The sequence below is a fragment of the Pseudomonas sp. JY-Q genome (assembly GCF_001655295.1).
Lineage (GTDB): Bacteria > Pseudomonadota > Gammaproteobacteria > Pseudomonadales > Pseudomonadaceae > Aquipseudomonas > Aquipseudomonas alloputida.
The window spans coordinates 132269-153858 of record NZ_CP011525.1; the positions used below are offsets into that span (position 1 = coordinate 132269).

Genomic DNA, 21590 nt, shown 5'->3' on the forward strand with positions numbered 1-21590 from the left:
TGAATTGCACTGGTCTCAAATTCCTATACTGCGCCCATTCATGCCATTTCAATAAAAGTGTGCGGCGCGCCGCGTGTGAGGGATAAAACGATGCGAGTTCTGGTACTTGGTAGCGGTGTAATCGGAACCGCCAGTGCCTACTACCTGGCCCGGCAAGGTTTCGAAGTGACGGTGGTCGACCGCCAGCCAGCGGTGGCCATGGAAACCAGCTTTGCCAACGCCGGCCAGATCTCGCCCGGCTATGCCTCGCCCTGGGCTGCCCCTGGTGTACCGCTCAAAGCCATCAAATGGCTGCTGGAGCGTCACGCTCCCCTGGCCATCAAGCTCACGGGCGATGTCGACCAGTACCTGTGGATGGCACAGATGCTGCGCAACTGCACCGCCAGCCGCTACGCGGTGAACAAGGAGCGCATGGTGCGCCTGTCCGAGTACAGCCGTGACTGCCTCGACGAGCTGCGCGCCGAAACCGGCATCAACTACGAAAACCGCAGCCTGGGTACCACCCAGCTGTTCCGCACCCAGGCCCAGGTCGATGCTGCGGCCAAGGACATTGCCGTACTCGAACAGTCCGGTGTGCCCTACGAGTTGCTCGACCGCGACGGCATTGCCCGCGTCGAACCCGCCCTGGCCGGCGTGAAAGATATCCTGGCCGGCGCCCTGCGCCTGCCGAACGACCAGACTGGCGACTGCCAGCTGTTTACCACCAAGCTCGCCGACATGGCGTTGAAGCTGGGCGTGGAGTTCCGCTTCGGCCAGGACATCCAGCGCCTGGACTTCGCCGGTGACCGCATCAATGGCGTGTGGATCGACGGCAAGCTGGAGACGGCAGACCGCTACGTGCTGGCGCTGGGCAGCTACTCGCCTCAGATGCTCAAGCCGTTGGGCATCAAGGCTCCGGTGTACCCGCTGAAAGGTTATTCGCTGACCGTGCCGATCACCAACGCCGACATGGCTCCGACCTCGACCATTCTCGACGAGACCTACAAGGTTGCGATCACCCGTTTCGATAACCGCATCCGCGTTGGCGGGATGGCTGAAATCGCCGGCTTTGACCTGTCGCTGAACCCGCGCCGGCGCGAAACACTGGAGATGATCGTCAACGACCTTTATCCTCGCGGCGGTGACTTGAGCCAGGCCAGCTTCTGGACCGGCTTGCGCCCGGCGACCCCGGACGGCACGCCGATCGTGGGCGCCACGGCGTTCCGCAACCTGTTCCTGAACACCGGTCACGGTACCTTGGGCTGGACCATGGCGTGCGGTTCCGGTCGCTTGCTGGCCGACCTGATTGCGCGCAAGAAGCCGCAGATCAGTGCCGAAGGCCTGGATATCTCCCGGTATGGCAACAGCCGGGAAGTGGCCAAGCACGGGCAAAGCGCGCCGGCTCACCAGCAGTAATAGCCTGTGCCGGCCCATTGGCGGGCTTGCCCGCTCCCGCAGGAACACCACCGCTTTTGAAAGCTGTGCACGACCTGTGGGAGCGGGCAAGCCCGCGAAGAATCCACCACCGATTTCAACCCGAACCACCATAAGGCAGCCGCCATGCGTCCCGCCCGCGCCCTGATCGACCTCCAGGCCCTGCGCCACAACTACCGTCTGGCCCGTGAACTGACCGGTGCCAAAGCCCTCGCCGTGATCAAGGCCGACGCCTATGGCCACGGCGCCGTGCGCTGCGCCCTGGCCTTGGAGGCCGAGGCCGACGGCTTTGCGGTGGCCTGCATCGAGGAGGCACTGGAACTGCGCGCCGCCGGTATCAATGCCCCGGTGCTGCTGCTGGAAGGTTTTTTCGAAGCCAGCGAACTGGCACTGATCGCCGAGCACGACCTGTGGTGCGTGGTGCACTCGCTGTGGCAGCTGGAAGCCATCGAGAAAACCCCGCTGCACAAACCGCTCACCGTCTGGCTGAAGCTGGACAGTGGCATGCACCGCGTTGGCCTGCACCCCAAGGACTACCACGATGCCTACCAGCGACTGCTGGCCAGTGGCAAGGTTTCGCGCATCGTGTTGATGAGCCACTTCGCTCGCGCCGACGAACTGGACGCTGACGCTACCGCCCAGCAAATTGCCGTGTTCGAAGCTGCCCGACAGGGCCTGGCCGCCGAATGCAGCCTGCGTAACTCACCCAGCGTGCTGGGCTGGCCGCAAGCGCCCAGCGACTGGGTACGCCCAGGCCTGATGCTGTACGGCGCCACGCCGTTCGAAGTGGCGCAGGCCGAGGCCGCACGCCTGCAACCGGTGATGACCCTGCAATCGCGGGTGATCAGCGTGCGCGAGCTGCCTGCCGGCGAGCCGGTGGGCTATGGTGCCAAGTTCGTCAGCCCTCGGCCGACCCGCGTGGGTGTGGTCGCCATGGGCTATGCCGATGGCTACCCGCGCCAGGCGCCCAACGGCACCCCAGTGCTGGTCGCCGGCAAGCGTACCCACCTGATCGGCCGGGTGTCGATGGACATGCTCAGCATCGACCTCACCGACGTACCGCAAGCCACTGTCGGCAGCCCGGTCGAACTCTGGGGCAAGCAGGTGCTGGCCAGTGAAGTGGCCGCGCAGGCGGGCACCATTCCGTACCAGATCTTCTGCAACCTGAAGCGAGTACCACGGGACTACGTCGGCGAATGAGACGCTGAAGCGGACAGGTTGGGGGCGGTGTGTTGTAAATACTGAACGGCATTGCCATGATATCGTTCACATCCACCCCCCTTTCACCGTTTCAGGAGGCTCCAGCTTTGGACGTCGGCGAACGACTGCAAGCCATCCGCAAGCTCAAGGGCCTGTCGCAGCGCGAACTCGCCAAGCGTGCTGGCGTGACCAACAGCACCATCTCGATGATCGAGAAGAACAGCGTAAGCCCCTCTATCAGCTCGCTGCGCAAAGTGCTGAGCGGCATTCCCATGTCCATGGTCGAATTCTTTTCGGTCGAGCTGGAGCCGCAAAGCCCCACTCAGATCGTCTACAAGGCCCACGAGCTGATCGATATCTCGGACGGTGCGGTGACCATGAAGCTGGTGGGCAAGTCGCACCCCAACCGTGCCATCGCTTTTCTGACCGAGGTGTACCCGCCAGGTGCGGACACCGGTGCCGAGATGCTGACCCACGACGGCGAGGAGACCGGTATCCTGCTTGAAGGCCGCCTGGAACTGGTGGTCGGCAACGAGATTTTCGTTCTCGAAGAAGGCGACAGCTACTACTTCGAAAGCACCCGCCCGCACCGCTTCCGCAACCCATTCGACCAGCCGGCGCGGCTGATCAGTGCTGCGACGCCTTCAAACTTTTGATCCAGCGCAGTGCATTGATTCGGCAATACCCCTTTCCTGTGTGGGGTCGTTTCACGGCCTCTGGGTTCCCGCTATACTTTTCAACGCTCGCCGATCCGTGGCCGCGAGCGTGATTAGCCACCATGAGGGTGTTCGCGTGAATCAAATCAAGAAGATGCTGGCCGTACCAGCAGCCGTATTCGCCCTCTGGGCAATGAGCGCAACCGCTGCGACCAATGACGACATTGCCAAGCGGCTGGAGCCGGTTGGCCAGGTGTGCGTCCAGGGCCAGGAGTGCAAAGGCATGGAAGTGGCCGCTGCAGCGGGTGGCGGGGGAGCCAAGACGCCGGATGAAATCATCGCCAAGCACTGCAATGCCTGCCATGGCAGCGGCTTGCTCGGCGCGCCTAAAATTGGTGACACCGCCGCGTGGAAAGAACGCGCCGACCACCAGGGCGGCCTGGATGGCATCCTGGCCAAGGCCATTACAGGCATCAACGCCATGCCGCCAAAGGGCACCTGTGCAGACTGCTCGGATGAAGACCTGAAAGGGGCGATCAAGAAAATGTCCGGGTTGTGATTTACAGCTGAATTGCATGAGGCCCGCCGTTGATGGCGGGCTTTGTTTTTGTGATGCCTGCGCTGGCCCTTTCGCGGGCTTGCCCGCGAAAGGGCCAGCACAGGCAACCAACCCGCTAGAGCCATGTCCATGGATGTCTCCAGAAGCCCCGATCGGGCTGAGCCTGATTCCATGAGAACTAGCATTTTTACCAGTTCTATTTTTCAGGGTTCTGAAGAACACTGACGCTTCTGATTGCAGTGGTGGCTAACAATGGATCTGGGCGATAACTGTCCCGAGCAACATGCAGCCGGTCGAACACAGCCGCAAAAGCTGATCCCCGGCAGCGCCCTTCGGCATCTGGCCTATTCGTCTTATGGCTATCTCTCGATTTTCCAGGCCGTGCTCGGCTTTAATGGTGGCCGACAGGACCCTGTTACCGGCTGTTATCTACTGGGTAACGGTCGTCGAGCATTCAACCCATCATTGATGCGCTTCATTAGCCCCGACAGCATGAGCCCGTTCGCAGCGGGTGGTCTGAACTCATATGCCTACTGTCTAGGGGATCCGGTAAACCGGGAAGATCCGAGTGGTTATTTCTCTTTATTCAAACCTATCTCGCGATTGTTCAGGTATTTTTTTCCAAAGAAAAAGCCTACGACGTCTGGTACGTTGCACCGGGCGATTGTTGTTGAAACCGAAGTAATTACCAAGACCTACAGTGATATACCTTCCGATACAAAGATCAAAGTGGTCAAATCGCTGAAAAGTGTGCCGGATGGCTATGTATTGAGGATGGTGCATGGCACTCAGAAAAAGCATGTTCAATCATTGTTGAGCGGGCTCGATCCTGGCTATGCAAAGAATGGATCCTACGGCGCGCACGTTTATGGCACAACGAATATTGATGCGGCCAGCAACTACACAGGCCAGGACGGATCTATAGTAGGGTTTTACGTCCATGAGTCTGAATCCTGGGTCCGCGGTAAGGACTATTGGTATGTTCATAAAAATGCGATAGCGATCGATAAGAGCGCATATCACAAGGTTCATGTGAGCGAAGAAGTGGTATTTCCATTTTTAATTAGTAAGACGCTTAAAGTAAGGTGGGGTTGACCAGCGTTTGCCCTAGGCAACCAACCCGCTTGAGCTCATGTCCAACCCCTGAACCCACGGATGTTTCAGGAGGCTCTGATGCACCTCTGCGCCATCGACCAGGCTGTCGAGCAGGTCTTGTCCCGGCTGCCAGCCCATATCCACATGGGGCTGCCTTTGGGCCTGGGCAAACCCAATGCCTTCGTCAACGCGCTTTACGCCCGCGTACGCGAGCTGCCCGAACGGCGCCTGACCATCTATACCGCACTTTCCCTCGGCCGCCCGCCACTGGGCGATGGCCTGCAGCGGCGCTTTCTCGAACCCTTCGTCGAGCGTGTCTTCGCTGACTACGAAGAGCTCAGTTACCTTGCAGACCTGCGCAACGACACGTTGCCACCCAATATTCGGGTCGAACAGTTCTTCATGCAGCCCGGCAGCCTGCTGCACAGCGAATCGGCGCAGCAGGACTACGTCAGCAGCAACTACAGCCATGCCGCACGGGATATCAACGCCAAAGGCCTGAACCTGATCGCCCAGTTGGTGGCCGCCACCCCTGAAAAGCCCGTGCACCTGAGCCTGGCCTGCAACCCAGACATCACCCTCGACCTGCTGCCGATGATCGCCAAGCGCCGCGCGGCTGGCGAAACCATCCTTATGCTGGGCCAGGTGCATGCCGAACTGCCCTATATGCCAGGCGATGCCGAGCTGCCTATCGATGCGTTCGACCTGCTGCTCGACGAAGCCGAGCAACGTCGGCTGTTTTCCACGCCAAACATGCCGGTCGGCATCCAGGACCACTGCATCGGCCTGCACGTCAGCAGCCTGGTACGCGATGGCGGTACGCTGCAGATCGGCATTGGTGCCATGGGCGATGCGGTTGCCGCGGCATTGCTGGCACGTCAGGGCGACAACGCCAGTTACCGTGCGGTGCTCAAGGCGCTGGATGTCGGACCGTGGCAGACATTGATCGAGCGAGAAGGGGGCCTGGACACCTTTGCCCATGGCTTGTACGGCTGCAGCGAGATGTTCGTCAACGGCCTGCTCGTGCTGGCCGAAGCAGGGCTGCTACGACGCCCGGCGGACGAGCAAGGCGCAATACTGCATGGCGGCTTTTTCCTAGGCCCGCAAGCGTTCTACCAGCGCTTGCGCGAGATGCCGCTGGAGCAGCGCGCGCAGTTTGCCATGACCCGTATCAGCTTCATCAACGAGCTCTATGGGCAGGAGGCACTCAAGCGTCGACAACGTCGTGATGCGCGCTTCATCAACACCGCGTTCGGCATGACCCTGCTCGGCGCCGGGGTGGCCGACCAGCTTGAAGACGGCCGCGTGCTCAGTGGCGTGGGCGGGCAGTACAACTTCGTTGCCCAGGGCCATGCGCTGGAGGGCGGGCGTTCGATCCTGCTATTGCGCAGTTGGCGCGAGGCAGGCGGAGAGGTGACCTCGAACCTGTTCTGGACCTATGGCCACTGCACCATTCCCCGGCACCTGCGCGATATCGTGGTGACCGAGTACGGGATTGCGGACTTGCGTGGGCAGACTGACAGCGAGGTGATTGCGCGGTTGTTGGCGGTGAGCGATTCGCGGTTCCAGCCGGGCCTGATCAAGCAGGCCAAAGACGCTGGCAAGCTTGCCGACGACTTTCAGCTGGAGGCGCGCTTTACCGACAATACCCCGCAACGCCTGGAGGCGATCAGGGCACAGCATGCGCGGCTGTTCCCGGAGTATCCGATGGGCACGGACTTTACGGCCGAGGAGCGGGATCTGTTGCGGGCGCTGAACTGGTTGAAGAGCAAGTTCAAGCTGAGCGAGGTGCTGGAGCTGGGCAAGGCAGCGTTGGATGCACCGGGGCCGGAAGGGTATGAGCGGCATCTGGCGCGGATGGGGCTGGAGGTTCCGCAAGGGTTGAAAGAGGAGCTTTATCAGCGGCTACTGCTGGCAGGGTTACAGGCGACAGGATAATCGTTTGCGCACACTGGCCCCATGTAGGAGCGGGTTTACCCGCGAATGCGATATTGAATCTGCCATCGCATTCGCAGGTAAACCCGCTCCTACACCGGGACGGTGAGGCCTTATTCGATGAAGCTGACCACACCACCTTCCAGCGACTTCACCCGGGCCAGCGATTCAACGCGGTAGCCCTGGCTGTCCAGTTCGGCACGGCCGCCCTGGAACGACTTCTCGATCACGATACCCAGGCCCGCCACGGTGGCACCTGCCTGCTTGATGATCGAGATCAACGCCTGCGAGGCTTTGCCGTTGGCCAGGAAGTCATCGATCACCAGCACGCGGTCGCTGCTGTTGAGGTGACGCGGCGAGATGGCCACGGTGTTCTCGGTCTGCTTGGTGAAGGAATACACCGAGGCGGTCAGCAGGTTTTCGGTCAGGGTCAGCGACTGGTGCTTGCGAGCGAAGATGACCGGCACACCCAGTTTCAGACCGGTCATCACCGCCGGGGCAATGCCCGAGGCTTCGATGGTGACGATCTTGGTCACGCCGGCATCGGCGAACAGGCGGGCAAACTCGTCACCGATCAGCTGCATCAGCGCCGGATCGATCTGGTGGTTGAGAAACGCGTCGACTTTGAGAACCTGATCGGAAAGCACGATGCCTTCTTCGCGAATCTTCTGATGCAGTGCTTCCACTGTGATTTCCTCGATGTAACAAAGGTTGCCGCTGGAGGCGGCAAAGTTAAAGAGTAATGGTTGATCAGCGTTTGAGCATTGCCCGGATATCGGCCAGGGCGTTGTTGCCGCGAGCGGCCTTCACCTCGACCGGCGCATCGTCCAGGCCCTCCCAGGCCAGGTCGTCCGGTGGCAGTTCGTCGAGGAACCGGCTGGGCGTGCAGTCGATGATTTCACCGTACTGCTTGCGCTTGGCGGCGAAGGTGAAGGCCAGGGTCTGGCGCGCGCGGGTGATACCCACGTAGGCCAGGCGGCGTTCCTCTTCGATGGTGTCGGCCTCGATGCTGGAGCGGTGCGGGAGGATTTCCTCTTCCATGCCCATGATGAACACGTAGGGGAATTCCAGGCCCTTGGAGGCATGCAGGGTCATCATCTGCACACCTTCGGCGTTCTCTTCTTCTTCCTGCTGGCGCTCGAGCATGTCGCGCAGCACCAGCTTGCCGATGGCGTCCTCGATGGTCATGTCACCCTCTTCGTCCTTCTCGAGGGTGTTCTTCAGCGCTTCGACCAGGAACCAGACGTTGCTGATGCGGAACTCGGCAGCTTTGTCGCTGGCGGTCTGCTGGCGGATCCAGTTTTCGTAGTCGATGTCGCGGATCATCTCGTGCAGCGCGGCAATCGGGTCTTCCAGGGCAACCTTGTGGCGCACCCCGTCCAGCCAGTGCTTGAAGCGCTGCAAACGCTCGGTGTAGCGCGCGTCCAGGTGCTCGCCCAGGCCCAGCTCTTCGCTGGCGGCGTACATCGAAATGCCGCGCTCGGTGGCGTAGTTGCCGAGCTTTTCCAGGGTGGTGGAGCCGATCTCGCGGCGCGGCACGTTGATTACCCGCAGGTAGGCGTTGTCATCGTCCGGGTTCACCAGCAGGCGCAGGTAGGCCATCAGGTCCTTGACCTCCTGGCGGCCGAAGAAGCTGTTACCGCCCGACAGGCGATACGGCACCTGGTGGTGCTGCAGCTTCAGTTCGATCAGCTTGGCCTGGTAGTTGCCGCGGTAAAGGATGGCAAAGTCGCTGTACGGGCGGTTGGTGCGCAGGTGCAAGGTGAGGATTTCCATGGCCACGCGTTCGGCCTCGGCTTCCTCGTTCTTGCAGCGGATCACGCGGATCTCGTCGCCCACGCCCATTTCGCTCCACAGCTGCTTTTCGAACGCATGCGGATTGTTGGCGATCAACACGTTGGCGCAGCGCAGGATGCGGCTGGTGGAGCGGTAGTTCTGTTCGAGCATGACGATCTTCAGGGAGGGGTAGTCCTCCTTGAGCAGCATCAGGTTCTCGGGGCGCGCACCACGCCAGGCGTAGATCGACTGGTCGTCGTCGCCCACCACGGTGAACTGGTTGCGCATGCCGATCAGCATTTTTACCAGCAGGTACTGGCTGGCGTTGGTGTCCTGGTATTCGTCCACCAGCAGGTAACGCACGCGGTTCTGCCAGCGCTCCAGCACCTCGGGGTGCTCCTGGAACAGCTTGACCGGCTGCAGGATCAGGTCGTCGAAGTCCACCGCGTTGAACGCCTTGAGCGTGCGCTGATAGTGGGTGTAGACGATGGCGGCGGTCTGCTCGCGCGGGTTGCGCGCCTTTTCCAGGGCTTCTGGCGGCAGGACCAGGTCGTTCTTCCAGGCACCGATCATGTTCTTGATCTCGTCGATGCCGTCGTCGCCGGAGTATTCCTTCTGCATGATGTCCGACAGCAACGCCTTGATGTCGGACTCGTCGAAGATCGAGAAACCCGGCTTGTAGCCCAGGCGCTCGTGTTCCTTACGGATGATGTTCAGGCCCAGGTTGTGGAACGTACACACGGTCAGGCCACGGCCTTCGCCCGGGCGCAGCAAGGTGGCGACCCGCTCCTTCATCTCGCGCGCGGCCTTGTTGGTGAAGGTCATCGCCACGATGTACTGGGCGCGGATGCCGCAGTTCTGGATGAGGTGGGCAATCTTGCGCGTGATCACGCTGGTCTTGCCCGAACCTGCACCGGCGAGCACCAAAAGAGGGCCGCCGACATAGTCACGGGCTTCCTGCTGCCGGGGATTGAGTCGGGACATGCTAGAAACCGGGGGTCGCCAGAAAATAGCCGCGCATTCTAACAGGCATGGGGCCGTTGTGGCGCGACCGTCTGACGTCTGAGTCAGACTTTTGTCCGCCTAATTATTAGTGTCACTAATGCTAGTAGCTGAAAAAATCATATTTGCCGGTTTGACTCGTTTCGCGCAGGATGCACGACAAAATACGTCGGAATGCTACGCTCGAAAAAACCATGTATAAAAGTGAAAATCATTTTCATTGAATGCAGTAGCATCCCCTCCAGATCTCGTTGCACCGTCAAGCCCTAAGGAGCCCGCTTGTCCACGCCTGTCGAACCTTTGCGTTTGCTGCTGTTGGCCGATGAGCCGGAATGGGCTGCCTCGTTGCACGCGTGCATGCCCGCACTGGGTGGCAGCGCCGTGTTACTGACTGCGCCAAACTGGGAGGCGGTCGACAGCCTGTTCAGCCATGATCGTCAGGCCGTCGTGCTGGCAACACCAGCCTTGCAGCCCGCCCCCGGGCGTTGCGAGCTGCCGACTATTCTGCTGCTTGAACACGAGCCTGAGGCAGCGCCCAGCGCTGTCAGTGACTGGCTGGTGCGCGACCAGCTCAACGCCGATACCCTGCGCCGCTCACTGCGCCATGTGCGAGAGCGAGGGGTGCTGGTCGCCACCTTGCAGCGCCTTGCCGAGCAGGACCCGCTGACCGGCATCGCCAACCGCCAGGGCTTCCAGGCTTTGCTCAATGCACGCCTGGCCGAAAACGAAGGCCGTGGTGTCGCGCTTGGCCACCTGGACCTGGACAACTTCCGCCACGTCAACGACGCCCTGGGCCACCAGAGCGGTGACCGGTTGATCCTGCAGGTGGTGGCACGGCTGAAGCATCAGCTGGAGGCGGGCGACCAGCTGGCACGTCTGGGTAGCGACGAGTTCGCCCTGCTGATCGACACCCGTCGCGATGCCAACCGCGCCGAATGGATTGCCGAACGCATCGTCGAGGCCTTGGCAGAGCCCTACTGGATCGACGGCGAAAGCCTGCTGCTGGGCTGCAGCCTGGGCATTGCACATGCTCGCGCGCAGAGCGGCGCCGATCCGCTGATGTGGCACGCGCACATCGCCATGCGTCAGGCCAAGGGCAGCCAGGGCTGCACCTTCCATGTGTTCAACGAACGCATCAACCGCAACGCCCGCAGCCTTGCCGACCTGGAAAGCGAGTTGCGCCGCGCCCTGCGCCGCGATGAACTGGAGCTGCACTATCAGCCCCGCCTGAACCTGGCTGACGGGCGCATTGTTGGCCTGGAGGCGCTGGTGCGCTGGCGCCATGCCGAGCGCGGGCTGCTGCCACCCAGTGAGTTCGTGCCACTGGCCGAGCAGAGCGGCCTGATCGTGCCCTTGGGTTATTGGGTTATTTCCCGTGCCCTGCGTGACATGCAGGCATTGTGCGAGCGCGGCCTGGAACCGCTGCACATGGCGGTCAACCTGAGTTTTCGCCAATTCCAGGATAGCCAGCTACTGGCCACGTTGAGTCGCCTGATCCTCGAGCACGGTGTGGATGCCCGCTGGCTTGAGTTCGAGCTGACCGAGACGGCGGTGATGCGCCGCAACGAGGTGGTGCGCCAGACCATGGACGCGCTGGGTCGCCTGGGCGTGCGCTTCTCGCTCGATGATTTCGGCACCGGGTTTTCTTCGTTCGTGCACCTCAACAGCCTGCCGATCACCTTGCTCAAGGTGGACCGCAGCTTTGTTGCGGAAATGGAAATGCGTGAAGAGAACCGCAAGCTGGTACACGCCATGATCAACCTGGCGCACAACCTCAACCTCGAGGTGGTGGCCGAGGGTGTGGAGAGTGAAGAGCAACTGGCGTTGCTGCGTGGGTTTGGCTGCGACCAGGTGCAGGGTTTTCTGGTCAGCAAACCGCTACCGATAGGGGAATTGATGGCGTATTTGCTGCAGGCGCCCGGACGCCAGTTGGAGGCTGTCCTGTAGGAGCGGGTTTACCCGCGAATGGGCCGGGCCTGCTGGCCAATCTCCACCAGACGTTCACCGTTGCCGCCACCACCGTATTCGCGGGTAAACCCGCTCCTACACACTGATCTGCGGTGGACACACACCGGCGTTGGACACAGGCCGTTGTAGGAGCGGGTTTACCCGCGAAGAGGCCCCCACGTCAGGCCGAAGCCGTCGCCTTTCCGGTAGCCCAAGCCTTCCCCAACAACCGCTTCATCCGCCACTCAAAGCCAAAGGTCAGCGCCACCGCCGCACATGCCAGCCCCAGCGCTAGCCCCCACCAGATCCCTACTGCACCACCGCCCAGCGTAAAGGTGAACAGCCAGGCACTCGGCGCCCCCACCAGCCAATAGCACACCAGCCCGATCAGGAAGGTGGTCTTGGCATCTTTCAACCCACGGATCGAGCCCATGGCAATCGTCTGCATGCCGTCGAACAGTTCGAACCACGCCGCCACCATCAACAACTGCACGGCCACCTGGAAGATCGCGGTAAAGGCCGGGTCATTACGGTCGATAAACAGCCCTACCAGTGCTTCGGGCAGCAGCAGGAACAGCGCGGCGAAGGCAAACATGATCATGGCCCCGAACCCGATGCCCACCCGCCCGGCGCTGCGCGCCGCCAGCAGGTTGCCAGCGCCGTAGTACAGGCCGACGCGCATGGTCACCGCATAGGACAAGCCCGTCGGCACCATGAATGCCGTAGACACGATCTGCAGGGCAATCTGGTGCGCCGCCAACTCGGTGCTGCCCAGCACGCCCATGCACAGCGCGGCGAAGGCGAACAGGCCCACTTCCACCATGTAGGTACCGCCAATCGGCAGGCCCAGCCGCCACAGCTCGCGCAGGGCCGCCAGTGATGGGCGTGACAGGCCTTTGCGCAGCGGGTAGGCGGCATAGGCCGAATGCCAGCGGATATACAACGCCAAGGCAGCGGCCATGCCCATCGACACCACTGCAGTGACCAGGCCGATACCCATCAGGCCCAGCTTGGGCAGGCCGAACATGCCTTCGATCAGTGCCACGTTGAACAGGTAGTTGAGCACTGTGCCGAACAAACTGATGACCATCACCGGGGTCGAGCGGCCCAGCGCGCTGGTGAAGCCACGCAAGGCCATGAAGGTCAGATAGCCGGGCAGGGCCAGTGGCAGTAGGGTGAGAAATTCGGCGGCCGAGGCCACGTTCTCGGGCTTCTGCCCGAACAGCAGCAGCACAGGTTCAAGGTTCCACAGCACCAGCGCGGCGAACAGCGCCAAGGCCCAGGCCAGCCACAGGCCGTTCTGCGCCAGCCGGGTGGCGCCCTCGATGTCGTTGGCACCCTTGCGAATGGCCACCAGCGTGCCGACTGCGGCGATCACGCCCAGGCAGAAGATCGATACGAACGAATAGCTGGCTGCCCCCAGGCCACCCCCCGCCAAGGCCTGGGGGCTGATGCGGGCCATCATCAGGGTGTCGGTCAGCACCATCAGCATGTGCGCCAACTGCGAGGCAATCAGCGGCCCGGCCAGGCGCAGCAAAGCCTTGAGTTCTGTGGTGGGCGCGACGTGCATGGGGGCAGTCCTTCATTCTGGGGTGATCAACGAAGGGCGATTCTGAGGCTTCGGTCAACTTTGCACAAAAGGATAAAAGCGATAGTTGGCATGAGTTGAACTCATGTATATAGGCTTCTCGGTGATTTGCCTCACACGCCCATATTGCAGGTGCCTCATGCCACGCCAGCTACCACCGCTGTATGCCCTGCGCGCATTCGAAGCTGCCGCGCGGCTAAGCTCCTTCACCCGTGCGGGCGAAGAGCTTTCCATCACCCAAAGCGCCATCAGCCGGCATATCCGTACGCTGGAGGAGCATTTTGCCTGCCGCCTGTTCGTGCGCAGTGGCCGCAGCCTGCAACTTACCGAAGCGGGGCGGGTACTGCTGCCGGGCGTGCGCGAGGGCTTCGCGGCGTTTGAGCGGGCCTGTGAAACCTTGTGCGGTGAAGACGACATATTGCGCATGAAAGCCCCCTCGACCCTGACCATGCGCTGGTTGCTGGCGTGCCTCAGCCGCTTTCGCCACCTGCAGCCGGGCAATGAGGTGCAACTGACCAGTGCCTGGATGGATGTCGACCATGTGGACTTCAACCAGGAGCCGTTCGATTGCGCGGTGTTGCTCAGTGATGGGGTGTTCCCGGCGGAGTGGGAGGTGCGCAAGCTGTTCCCTGAGTTACTGATCCCGGTCGGTGCGCCGGACCTGCTCGACGAGGAACCTTGGGATGTACGTAGGCTGGCCTCTATCGAGCTGCTGCACCCTACGGTGGACAAGCGTGACTGGCGGGAATGGCTGGAGCGTATGGGGCTTGGCGACGAGGTGTCGCTCAAGGGCGGCCAGGTGTTCGATACCCTTGAGCTGGGCATGATTGCCGCGGCGCGTGGCTATGGAATATCCATGGGCGATTTGCTGATGGTGGCCGAAGATGTGGCGCAGAAGCGCTTGAGCCTGCCATGGCCGACGGCGGTGCCCAGCGGCATGGATTACTACCTGGTGTGGCCGCGCACCCGGCGAGGCGGCGAGCGGTTGCGGCGGTTGAGTGCGTTCCTGGAAGGCGAGGTGGCGGCAATGGATTTGCCGGATGTGGAAATCCTGCCGCCTCTTTGATCACCTGCACCGGCCTCTTCGCGGGCTCGCCCGCGAAGAGGTCGGTGCAGATTTACATCGAGCCCAGGTTCAACGCCTGTGCGCAGGCCTGCAGCGACCGGCGCTCGCTTTGCGCATACAGCGCCAGCTCATCCTGTACCTGCAACCCCAGCGCCGCTTCGAACGCTTCGCGGTTGGCGTTGCTGCCGTATTCGGCCTGCGCATCGTCACCCAGGTTGGACTGGAAGATCCCCGCCGCACTCACCGGCAGGAAGTCCTCGTACACCAGCGCCTCGAAGTGCACGTGGCCCGCGTCGATCAAGCCTTGCAGGGTGGTCGGGCGGCCTTCCTGGTCGCGTGCGGCCAGGCCTTTCTCGGTGGCGAAGTAGCGGAAGTACGCCAAGCCCTGTTCACGCATCTGCGCCAGGTCATCCGGGAATTCGGCAAAGTTTGCCTGCAGCAGCGCCATGTAACGCTCGGCATTGGCTTCGGCCGGGGCGCCACCCAGCGCAGCGCGGGTAGCGTCGAGCAACTTGTCGTAAAGCTGGCGACCTTTCGGCGTCAGCGCCGCGCCGCGTTGCTCGATTTCGCCAAAGCGCGCGGTGTGGCTGCCTTCGCGGCCTTGCTGGTCGCGGAAGGCGACCGTTTCCTGCAGGGCCTTGAAACTGGTCTGGCGCAGCAGGATCGGGTGGCGGCGGGTGGGCGGGCCTTCAACCACGGCCTTCGGCGGGATGCCCTTGGCAGGCATGCCGAGCTGGATTGCATCGATATCCAGGGTACGCGGGGTCAGGTGGTTGATGTGCGGGCCCTTGAAGGCCACCACATCGGCAATCAGGCGGTGTTGGTCGTGCAGCTGCTGGTACTGCTCGGCCGTAACGGTAGCGTCCTGGTGCCAGCGGAAGGTGTGCAGCGCCTCCTGCACGAACGTCTCTGCATCCGCGGCGTCAAGGCCACCCTCGCGCTCACACTGGGCGATCAGTTCGAGGGCGCGGGAGGTGAAGATCTGGCGCTTGGCCAGGATGCTCTGTGCCAGCTCGCGCAACTGCGGGTTGTCGATCAGCTCCAGGCGCAGCAGCGAGGTGAACACACGGAACGGGCTGACATGCAGCGATTGCTCGTGCACCGCGCGGAAGGCAGTGGAATGCACCGGTACGCCAGCGGAGCTGAGGTCATAGTAGCCGACCGGCTGCATGCCCATGACAGCGAACAGGCGGGCGATGGTGGCCAGTTCTTCGGCGGTGCCGACGCGGATGGCGCCGTGACGTTCCTGGTCCAGGCGCTCGATTTCGCCGGTCCAGCGCAGGGCCTCGGCCACTTCGGGTTGCTGGGCCATGACCTGCTGGTTGATTTCGCTCACCAGCTCCAGCAGCGTGCCGTACAGCGGCACTTCCTGTTTGTACATGAGCGACATGGCGGCAGAGAACTGCGCGCGGATGCTGTCTGGGCTGACGAAATCGTTGGCGGGCATCGCTAGCTTCCTGGTTGGGTTCGGACGCTTACATGAAAGCTGGGAATGCACTTTGCTCACAAGCGAAAAAAAGTGAGTGTGTCATTCCTTTTTTGATCGACCTCGACGGCCGTTTCACGGCTAAAGCCGCTCCTACAGGGACCGTGCAAGGTTGGGGTCTTGCGCAGGGCCCCGTAGGAGCGGCTTTAGCCGCGAAGAGGCCCTCAAGCCTGAAGCTGTTCGTGGATCCACTCCACCAGCGCCCGCACCTTGGGCACCTCCGCCGCATGTTCAGCGTACGCCAGATAGTGCGCCCCGGCACTGCGCATCGCATGGTTCCACGGCACCACCAGGCTACCGTCGGCCAGTTCCTTCGCCGCCAGGTAGCGCGGCACCAGCGCTACCCCGCACCCGGCCTGTGCTGCGCTCAACGCCATATAGAACGTATCGAAGCGCGGCCCGTGGTAGGCGCTGACGCTCTGCAGGTCCTGCTCCAGGAACCACTCATGCCAGGCCTCCGGGCGCGAGGTGCTTTGCAGCAGCACCAACTCGGCCAGCTCCTCGGCACCGGCCAGCTTGCGCCCGGCCAGCAGCTCTGGCGCACACACCGGCACCACCTCTTCGCGAAACAACTCCACGCAAGTGGCCCCCGGCCAGGTGCCCTGGCCATAGAAGAACACCACGTCAGCCGAGCCTTGCAGCAGGGCGAACGGCTCCATTTCGTTGCGAATGTCCAGGTGGATATTGCTGTGCCGTTTGCCAAACCCCTTGAGGTGCGGGATCAACCAGCGCACGCCAAAACTCGGTTGAGTGGCTACCTTCAATATCTCGGTCTGCTCGCCGTAGGTGAGTACGTAGCGGCTGGACATGTCCACCTGGGTGAGGATTTTGTTGACCTCGGCCAGGTACAGGCTGCCGGCCGGGGTCAGTTGCAAGCGCCGGCGGATGCGCAGGAACAGGTGGTGGCGCAGCATGTCTTCCAGCTGCGCCACCTGCTTGCTGACCGCGCTCTGGGTCAGGTGCAGTTCTTCGGCGGCACGGGTAAAACTCAGATGGCGGGCTGCAGCTTCAAAGCACTGCAGGGCGGTCATGGAGGGTACCAGGCGTTTTGACATAGCGGTCTCTGCGGCTCAAATCATTACCTGACGGAATGATATGCGGAATAAAGGTCGTTTGTTGTACCTATGTGATCGGATTAATACTGATCCACATCATTTTTCCACCCCATCACCGATGTAGGAGATGCACAAATGGTTGCTGGATTGCTCGAGCGCCTTGGCGTTGCCGCCGAGGCTTACACCCAGGGCGACTACCCTGTTCACACGCCGATCGACGGCAGCCAGATCGCCTCGGTGAAACTGCTCGGCAAGGCCGAGACCATCGCCCGCATCGATCAGGCCCAGAGCGCTTTCGAAGCCTGGCGCAGTGTGCCTGCTCCGCGCCGTGGCGAACTGGTGCGCCTGTTCGGCGAAGTGCTGCGTGAGCACAAGGCCGATCTCGGCGAGCTGGTCTCGATCGAAGCCGGCAAGATCACCCAGGAAGGCCTGGGTGAAGTGCAGGAAATGATCGACATCTGCGACTTCGCCGTTGGCCTGTCGCGCCAGCTGTACGGCCTGACCATCGCTTCCGAGCGCCCGGGCCACCACATGCGTGAAACCTGGCACCCGCTGGGTGTGGTCGGCGTGATCAGCGCCTTCAACTTCCCGGTTGCCGTGTGGGCCTGGAACACCGCCCTGGCCCTGGTGGCCGGCAACTCGGTGGTATGGAAACCGTCCGAGAAGACTCCGCTGACCGCCCTGGCCTGCCAGGCGTTGTTCGAAAAAGCCCTGAAAGCCTTCGGCGATGCTCCGGCTGGCTTGGCACAACTGGTGATCGGCGGCCGTGAAGCTGGCGAAGCCATGGTCGACGACCCGCGCGTACCGCTGGTCAGCGCCACCGGCAGCACCCGCATGGGTCGCGAAGTCGGCCCACGCGTTGCTGCCCGCTTCGGCCGCAGCATCCTGGAACTGGGCGGCAACAACGCCATGATCCTGGCCCCGAGCGCCGACCTGGACCTGGCCGTGCGCGGCATCCTGTTCTCGGCTGTCGGCACTGCCGGCCAGCGTTGCACCACCCTGCGCCGCCTGATCGTGCACCGCTCGATCAAGGACGAAGTGGTTGCCCGCGTCAAAGCCGCCTACGGCAAAGTGCGTATCGGCGACCCACGTAAAGACAACCTGGTCGGCCCGCTGATCGACAAGCAGTCGTTCGACGCCATGCAGGGTGCACTGGCCAAGGCCCGTGACGAAGGTGGCCAGGTATTTGGTGGCGAGCGTCAGCTGGCCGACCAGTACCCGAACGCCTACTACGTTTCGCCAGCCATTGCTGAAATGCCGGCGCAAAGTGACGTGGTGCGCCACGAAACCTTCGCACCGATCCTGTACGTGCTGGCCTACGACGACTTCGAGGAGGCCCTGCGCCTGAACAACGAAGTGCCACAAGGCCTGTCGTCGTGCATTTTCACCACCGACATCCGTGAAGCCGAGCGCTTCCAGAGCGCCTCGGGCAGCGACTGCGGCATCGCCAATGTCAACATCGGTACCAGCGGCGCCGAGATTGGCGGTGCGTTTGGTGGCGAGAAGGAAACCGGCGGTGGCCGTGAGTCGGGCTCGGATGCCTGGAAAGGCTACATGCGTCGCCAGACCAATACCGTGAACTACTCGCGCGAGCTGCCGCTGGCGCAGGGTATCGTGTTCGACTGATGTATTGATGCTGCATGGCCGGGGGCCTGGCCCCCGGTTCGCGGGTAGACCCGCTCCTACAGGGTTCGTCCAAGCGACGCCGATCCTTGTAGGAGCGGGTTTACCCGCGAATGGGCCGCCCTGCGGCCCCAACAAGAACAAATTGCTGGAGCCGGCCATGTCCGAACTGCGTCAACAATGCTTGTGGGAACACGTCAGCAAACCGACCGTCGCCGCCCAGGCCCTGGCCGGTGAGCACAAGGCCGATGTCTGTGTGATCGGCGGCGGTATTACCGGCCTGTCGGCGGCCATCCACCTGCTCGAACAGGGCAAGTCGGTGATCGTGCTGGAGGCCTGGAAGATCGGCCACGGTGGCTCCGGGCGCAACGTCGGCTTGGTCAACGCCGGTACCTGGATCCGCCCCGACGACGTCGAGGCCACCCTTGGCCAGAAGCAGGGCAGCCGCCTGAACAAGGTGCTTGGCGAAGCCCCGGCTGAAGTGTTCGCCATGATCGAGCGCCTCGGCATCGACTGCCAGGCCCAGCACAAAGGCACGCTGCACATGGCGCACAACGCCACCGGTATCGCCGACCTCGAAGCGCGTCACGAACAATGGCGCCGCCGAGGTGCCGACGTCGAGCTGCTGACCGGTGCCCAGTGCCAGGAATACTGCGGTACTGACAAGATTTCCGCTGCGCTGCTTGATCGCCGTGCCGGCACCATCAACCCCATGGGCTACACCCAGGGTCTGGCGGCTGCTGTAACGCGCCTGGGCGGCAAGATTTTCCAGCAGTCTTCGGTCGAAGGCCTGGAGCGTGAAGGTGATGGCTGGCGGGTGAAGACTGCGCGTGGCGCTGTGCGCGCCGAAAAGGTGGTGATTTCCACCGGCGCCTACACCGAAGGCGACTGGAGCAACCTGCAGAAGCAGTTCTTCCGCGGTTATTACTATCAGGTAGCCTCCAAACCGCTGCAGGGCACCGCAGCCGACAAGGTGCTGCCACATGGCCAAGGTTCGTGGGACACCCGCACCGTGCTCAGCAGCATCCGCCGCGACGATCAGGGCCGCCTGCTGCTCGGCAGCCTGGGCCGGGTCGACAACAAGCCGGCGTGGTTCGTGCGCAGCTGGGCCGACCGCATCCAGGGCCATTACTACCCGGAGCTGGGCAAGGTCGAGTGGGAAATGCACTGGACCGGCTGCATCGACTTCACGCCTGACCACCTGATGCGCCTGTTCGAGCCGGCGCCTGGGTTGGTGGCGGTGACCGGGTACAACGGGCGCGGTAATACCACCGGCACCGTGATTGGCCGGGCGTTTGCCGAGTTCCTGCTCAAGGGCGAGGCGGACAGCCTGCCGATTCCGTTTTCGCCGATGAGCGGTGTGAGCGCGCCTTCGCTGCGGACGGCGTTCTACGAGTCCGGCTTCTCGCTGTACCACGCGGGGCAGTGCCTGAGGGTTGTGTTGTAAGTACTGGCCTATTCGCGGGTAAACCCGCTCCTACAAATTGTTCACCGCCTGAGAGGGCTGTGGTGAACCTGTAGGAGCGGGTTTACCCGCGAAGAGGCCAGCACAGGCTTACTTGTGCAGCCAGCTGAGGAAGCCACCTTTCTTGATCAGGGCCGGCTTCTGCAGCAACAACGACTCCCGGCTCTGCCGCCGGAACCGCTGCAATTTGCTCAACGCCGTCTGCACTTCGCCACGCTGCTGCAAACAGCTCTTCACCTGTTCCTTGTCGATCCGGTACAGCACGCAACTGGTCAGCGTGCGGAATTCGGCCAGCGAATCTTCGTCGTCGATGATCCCCTCGATCCCAAGCACCTCTCCCGGCCCCATGCGCCCGGCCTCCAGCCGCTTGTCTCCGTCGCGCACCGAGGCCGATACCACACCGCTGCCAATCACCAGCAGATGATCGGAATGCTCGCCCACCTCCAGGATCACCTGGTCCGCCAGGTACTCGACTGCAGTCATGCGCTGGCTCAACGCATCGCGCTCTTCATCACTTAGCGAGCGGAACACTCGAACCTCATCCAGCACCTCGCGCTGGCGGCTGCGCGGCGGCACAGCCAGGTCGACGTTCCACATCACCCCGCTGGCCTCCAGATGCCGGTGCGCCAGGTCGAACAACTGGTTACGTGCATCGCCCTTGGTGCCCGCATCGGCCACGAAGCCGCTGGCCTCGTACTCCACCGACTCCAGAGTCGAGGCCTTTACCGTCACCTTCGGCTTCGGGGTCGCAAGGATGGCACTGACGCCCTGCAAGGCTTTTTCCAGCGCATCGAACACACGCTTGGGCCGCACCTTGGCCGGGACCACCACGCTGATCGATACCCCGTGCACATCGGCCGGGCGACTGTGGTTGAGCAGCCGCGCCTTGGCCGCCACCGAGTTGGGGATTACCGCCAGGCTGCCGGTACCGGTCAGCAGGCGCGTGGCGCGCCAGTCGATGTCCAGGACCTTGCCTTCGGTGCCGTCGATGGAGATTGAGTCGCCAATCTGATAGGGCCGCGTGGTGTTCAGCACGATGCCGCTGAAGACGTCAGCCAGTGTGCTCTGCAGCGCCAGGCCGATGACGATGGCCATTACCCCGGAGGTGGCCAGCAGGCCCTTCACCGGCAGTTGCAGCACGTAGCCTGCGGCCGCGACCACGGCGGCGAGGAAGATCAACGCCCCCAGCACATCCTGCAGCAAGCGCCCGCCATGGCTGCCACGGGCCACCAGCAACAGGCCGAACACCACGGTCACCGTGCGCGCACCGAACAGCCACCAGCCGATGGCCAATACCGTGGCCATCAGGTTGCGCGAAAGATCGTCGGGCCACGGCGGTGGTTGCAGCGGGCTCATGCCGGCGGCCATCAGCACCGCGCTGAACAGCAGGAAGATCACCAGGCGCGCGCTGATGCGCCAGGCATGACGCTGAATGGGGATCAGTTGCCAAAGCACGAGGTCGAGCAGGATCAGGGCGCAACCGAGCAACAACGGGGACGACTGGATGAACGCCAGCATGGTGGTCTCGGGGGTGAGGGGAGGGCTGTGGGTAGTAATAGAGCAGGTTTGCCGGGCAGGCAATGCAAGCCTGTGCTGGCCCCTTCGCGGGTTTGCCCGCTCCCACAGGTAAAGCGCTGGTTTTGAACCTTGTGCGATCCCTGTGGGAGCGGGCGAGCCCGCGAAAAGGCCAGCAAAACCAACGCCAATCTATCGTTCCCAAAACA

General features: G+C 62.5%; 16 protein-coding genes. 10 read left to right on the forward strand and 6 right to left on the reverse strand.

What is annotated here, in order from left to right; all coding sequences use genetic code 11:
* Positions 1 to 90 precede the first annotated feature (90 nt).
* From dadA to AA098_RS00645, 6 genes are all read left to right on the forward strand, one after another.
* Entirely contained in the window at positions 91 to 1395 is a 1305-nt protein-coding gene (dadA, locus tag AA098_RS00620; protein ID WP_003253522.1) for a D-amino acid dehydrogenase, read from the forward strand.
* A 144-nt stretch (positions 1396 to 1539) separates the two neighbouring features.
* Positions 1540 to 2613, forward strand: a complete 1074-nt coding sequence (alr, locus tag AA098_RS00625; protein WP_060538445.1) for an alanine racemase — start codon at positions 1540 to 1542, stop codon at positions 2611 to 2613.
* Positions 2614 to 2720: 107 nt separating this feature from the next.
* Positions 2721 to 3269: a cupin domain-containing protein gene (locus tag AA098_RS00630; protein ID WP_003253526.1), complete on the forward strand. Its 549-nt coding sequence runs from the start codon at positions 2721 to 2723 to the stop codon at positions 3267 to 3269.
* Positions 3270 to 3423: 154 nt separating this feature from the next.
* Complete coding sequence (locus AA098_RS00635; RefSeq protein WP_033723760.1) at positions 3424 to 3828, forward strand: cytochrome c5 family protein; 405 nt, start codon at positions 3424 to 3426, stop codon at positions 3826 to 3828.
* A gap of 252 nt (positions 3829 to 4080) precedes the next feature.
* Complete coding sequence (locus AA098_RS00640) at positions 4081 to 4923, forward strand: RHS repeat-associated core domain-containing protein (RefSeq protein ID WP_064613732.1); 843 nt, start codon at positions 4081 to 4083, stop codon at positions 4921 to 4923.
* 78 nt (positions 4924 to 5001) lie between these two features.
* Positions 5002 to 6861: an acetyl-CoA hydrolase/transferase C-terminal domain-containing protein gene (locus tag AA098_RS00645; RefSeq protein ID WP_064613733.1), complete on the forward strand. Its 1860-nt coding sequence runs from the start codon at positions 5002 to 5004 to the stop codon at positions 6859 to 6861.
* 110 nt (positions 6862 to 6971) lie between these two features.
* Here the strand turns inward: AA098_RS00645 and AA098_RS00650 are convergent, their stop codons facing one another.
* Positions 6972 to 7544: a xanthine phosphoribosyltransferase gene (locus AA098_RS00650; RefSeq protein ID WP_003253535.1), complete on the reverse strand. Its 573-nt coding sequence runs from the start codon at positions 7542 to 7544 to the stop codon at positions 6972 to 6974.
* 64 nt (positions 7545 to 7608) lie between these two features.
* Positions 7609 to 9618 carry a DNA helicase Rep gene (rep, locus tag AA098_RS00655; protein ID WP_003253537.1) on the reverse strand — a complete coding sequence of 670 codons (2010 nt, stop codon included), beginning with the start codon at positions 9616 to 9618 and terminating at the stop codon, positions 7609 to 7611.
* Positions 9619 to 9915: 297 nt separating this feature from the next.
* Between rep and AA098_RS00660 the strand changes: the two genes are divergently transcribed.
* Entirely contained in the window at positions 9916 to 11583 is a 1668-nt protein-coding gene (locus AA098_RS00660) for a bifunctional diguanylate cyclase/phosphodiesterase (protein WP_004575225.1), read from the forward strand.
* A gap of 181 nt (positions 11584 to 11764) precedes the next feature.
* Here the strand turns inward: AA098_RS00660 and AA098_RS00665 are convergent, their stop codons facing one another.
* A complete protein-coding gene (locus AA098_RS00665) occupies positions 11765 to 13153 on the reverse strand; it encodes a NorM family multidrug efflux MATE transporter (protein WP_060538446.1) in 1389 nt (462 codons plus the stop codon).
* 157 nt (positions 13154 to 13310) lie between these two features.
* Here AA098_RS00665 and AA098_RS00670 point away from each other — a divergent pair, with 157 nt between their 5' ends.
* Entirely contained in the window at positions 13311 to 14237 is a 927-nt protein-coding gene (locus tag AA098_RS00670; protein WP_012054085.1) for a LysR substrate-binding domain-containing protein, read from the forward strand.
* 52 nt (positions 14238 to 14289) lie between these two features.
* Here the strand turns inward: AA098_RS00670 and AA098_RS00675 are convergent, their stop codons facing one another.
* Complete coding sequence (locus tag AA098_RS00675) at positions 14290 to 15684, reverse strand: VOC family protein (protein ID WP_004575228.1); 1395 nt, start codon at positions 15682 to 15684, stop codon at positions 14290 to 14292.
* Positions 15685 to 15887: 203 nt separating this feature from the next.
* Positions 15888 to 16778: a LysR family transcriptional regulator gene (locus AA098_RS00680; RefSeq protein ID WP_003253545.1), complete on the reverse strand. Its 891-nt coding sequence runs from the start codon at positions 16776 to 16778 to the stop codon at positions 15888 to 15890.
* Positions 16779 to 16913: 135 nt separating this feature from the next.
* On the opposite strand from AA098_RS00680, the gene AA098_RS00685 reads away from it, so the two are divergent.
* The gene (locus tag AA098_RS00685) at positions 16914 to 18404 is read left to right on the forward strand and encodes an aldehyde dehydrogenase family protein (RefSeq protein ID WP_003253547.1); all 1491 of its coding nucleotides are present in this window, start codon (positions 16914 to 16916) and stop codon (positions 18402 to 18404) included.
* 157 nt (positions 18405 to 18561) lie between these two features.
* Positions 18562 to 19848: an FAD-binding oxidoreductase gene (locus AA098_RS00690; RefSeq protein ID WP_003253548.1), complete on the forward strand. Its 1287-nt coding sequence runs from the start codon at positions 18562 to 18564 to the stop codon at positions 19846 to 19848.
* 108 nt (positions 19849 to 19956) lie between these two features.
* On the opposite strand, the gene AA098_RS00695 is transcribed toward AA098_RS00690, so the two are convergent.
* Positions 19957 to 21384, reverse strand: coding sequence for a mechanosensitive ion channel domain-containing protein (locus AA098_RS00695; protein WP_003253551.1), 1428 nt, complete (start codon positions 21382 to 21384; stop codon positions 19957 to 19959).
* Between the last annotated feature and the right edge of the window lie 206 nt (positions 21385 to 21590).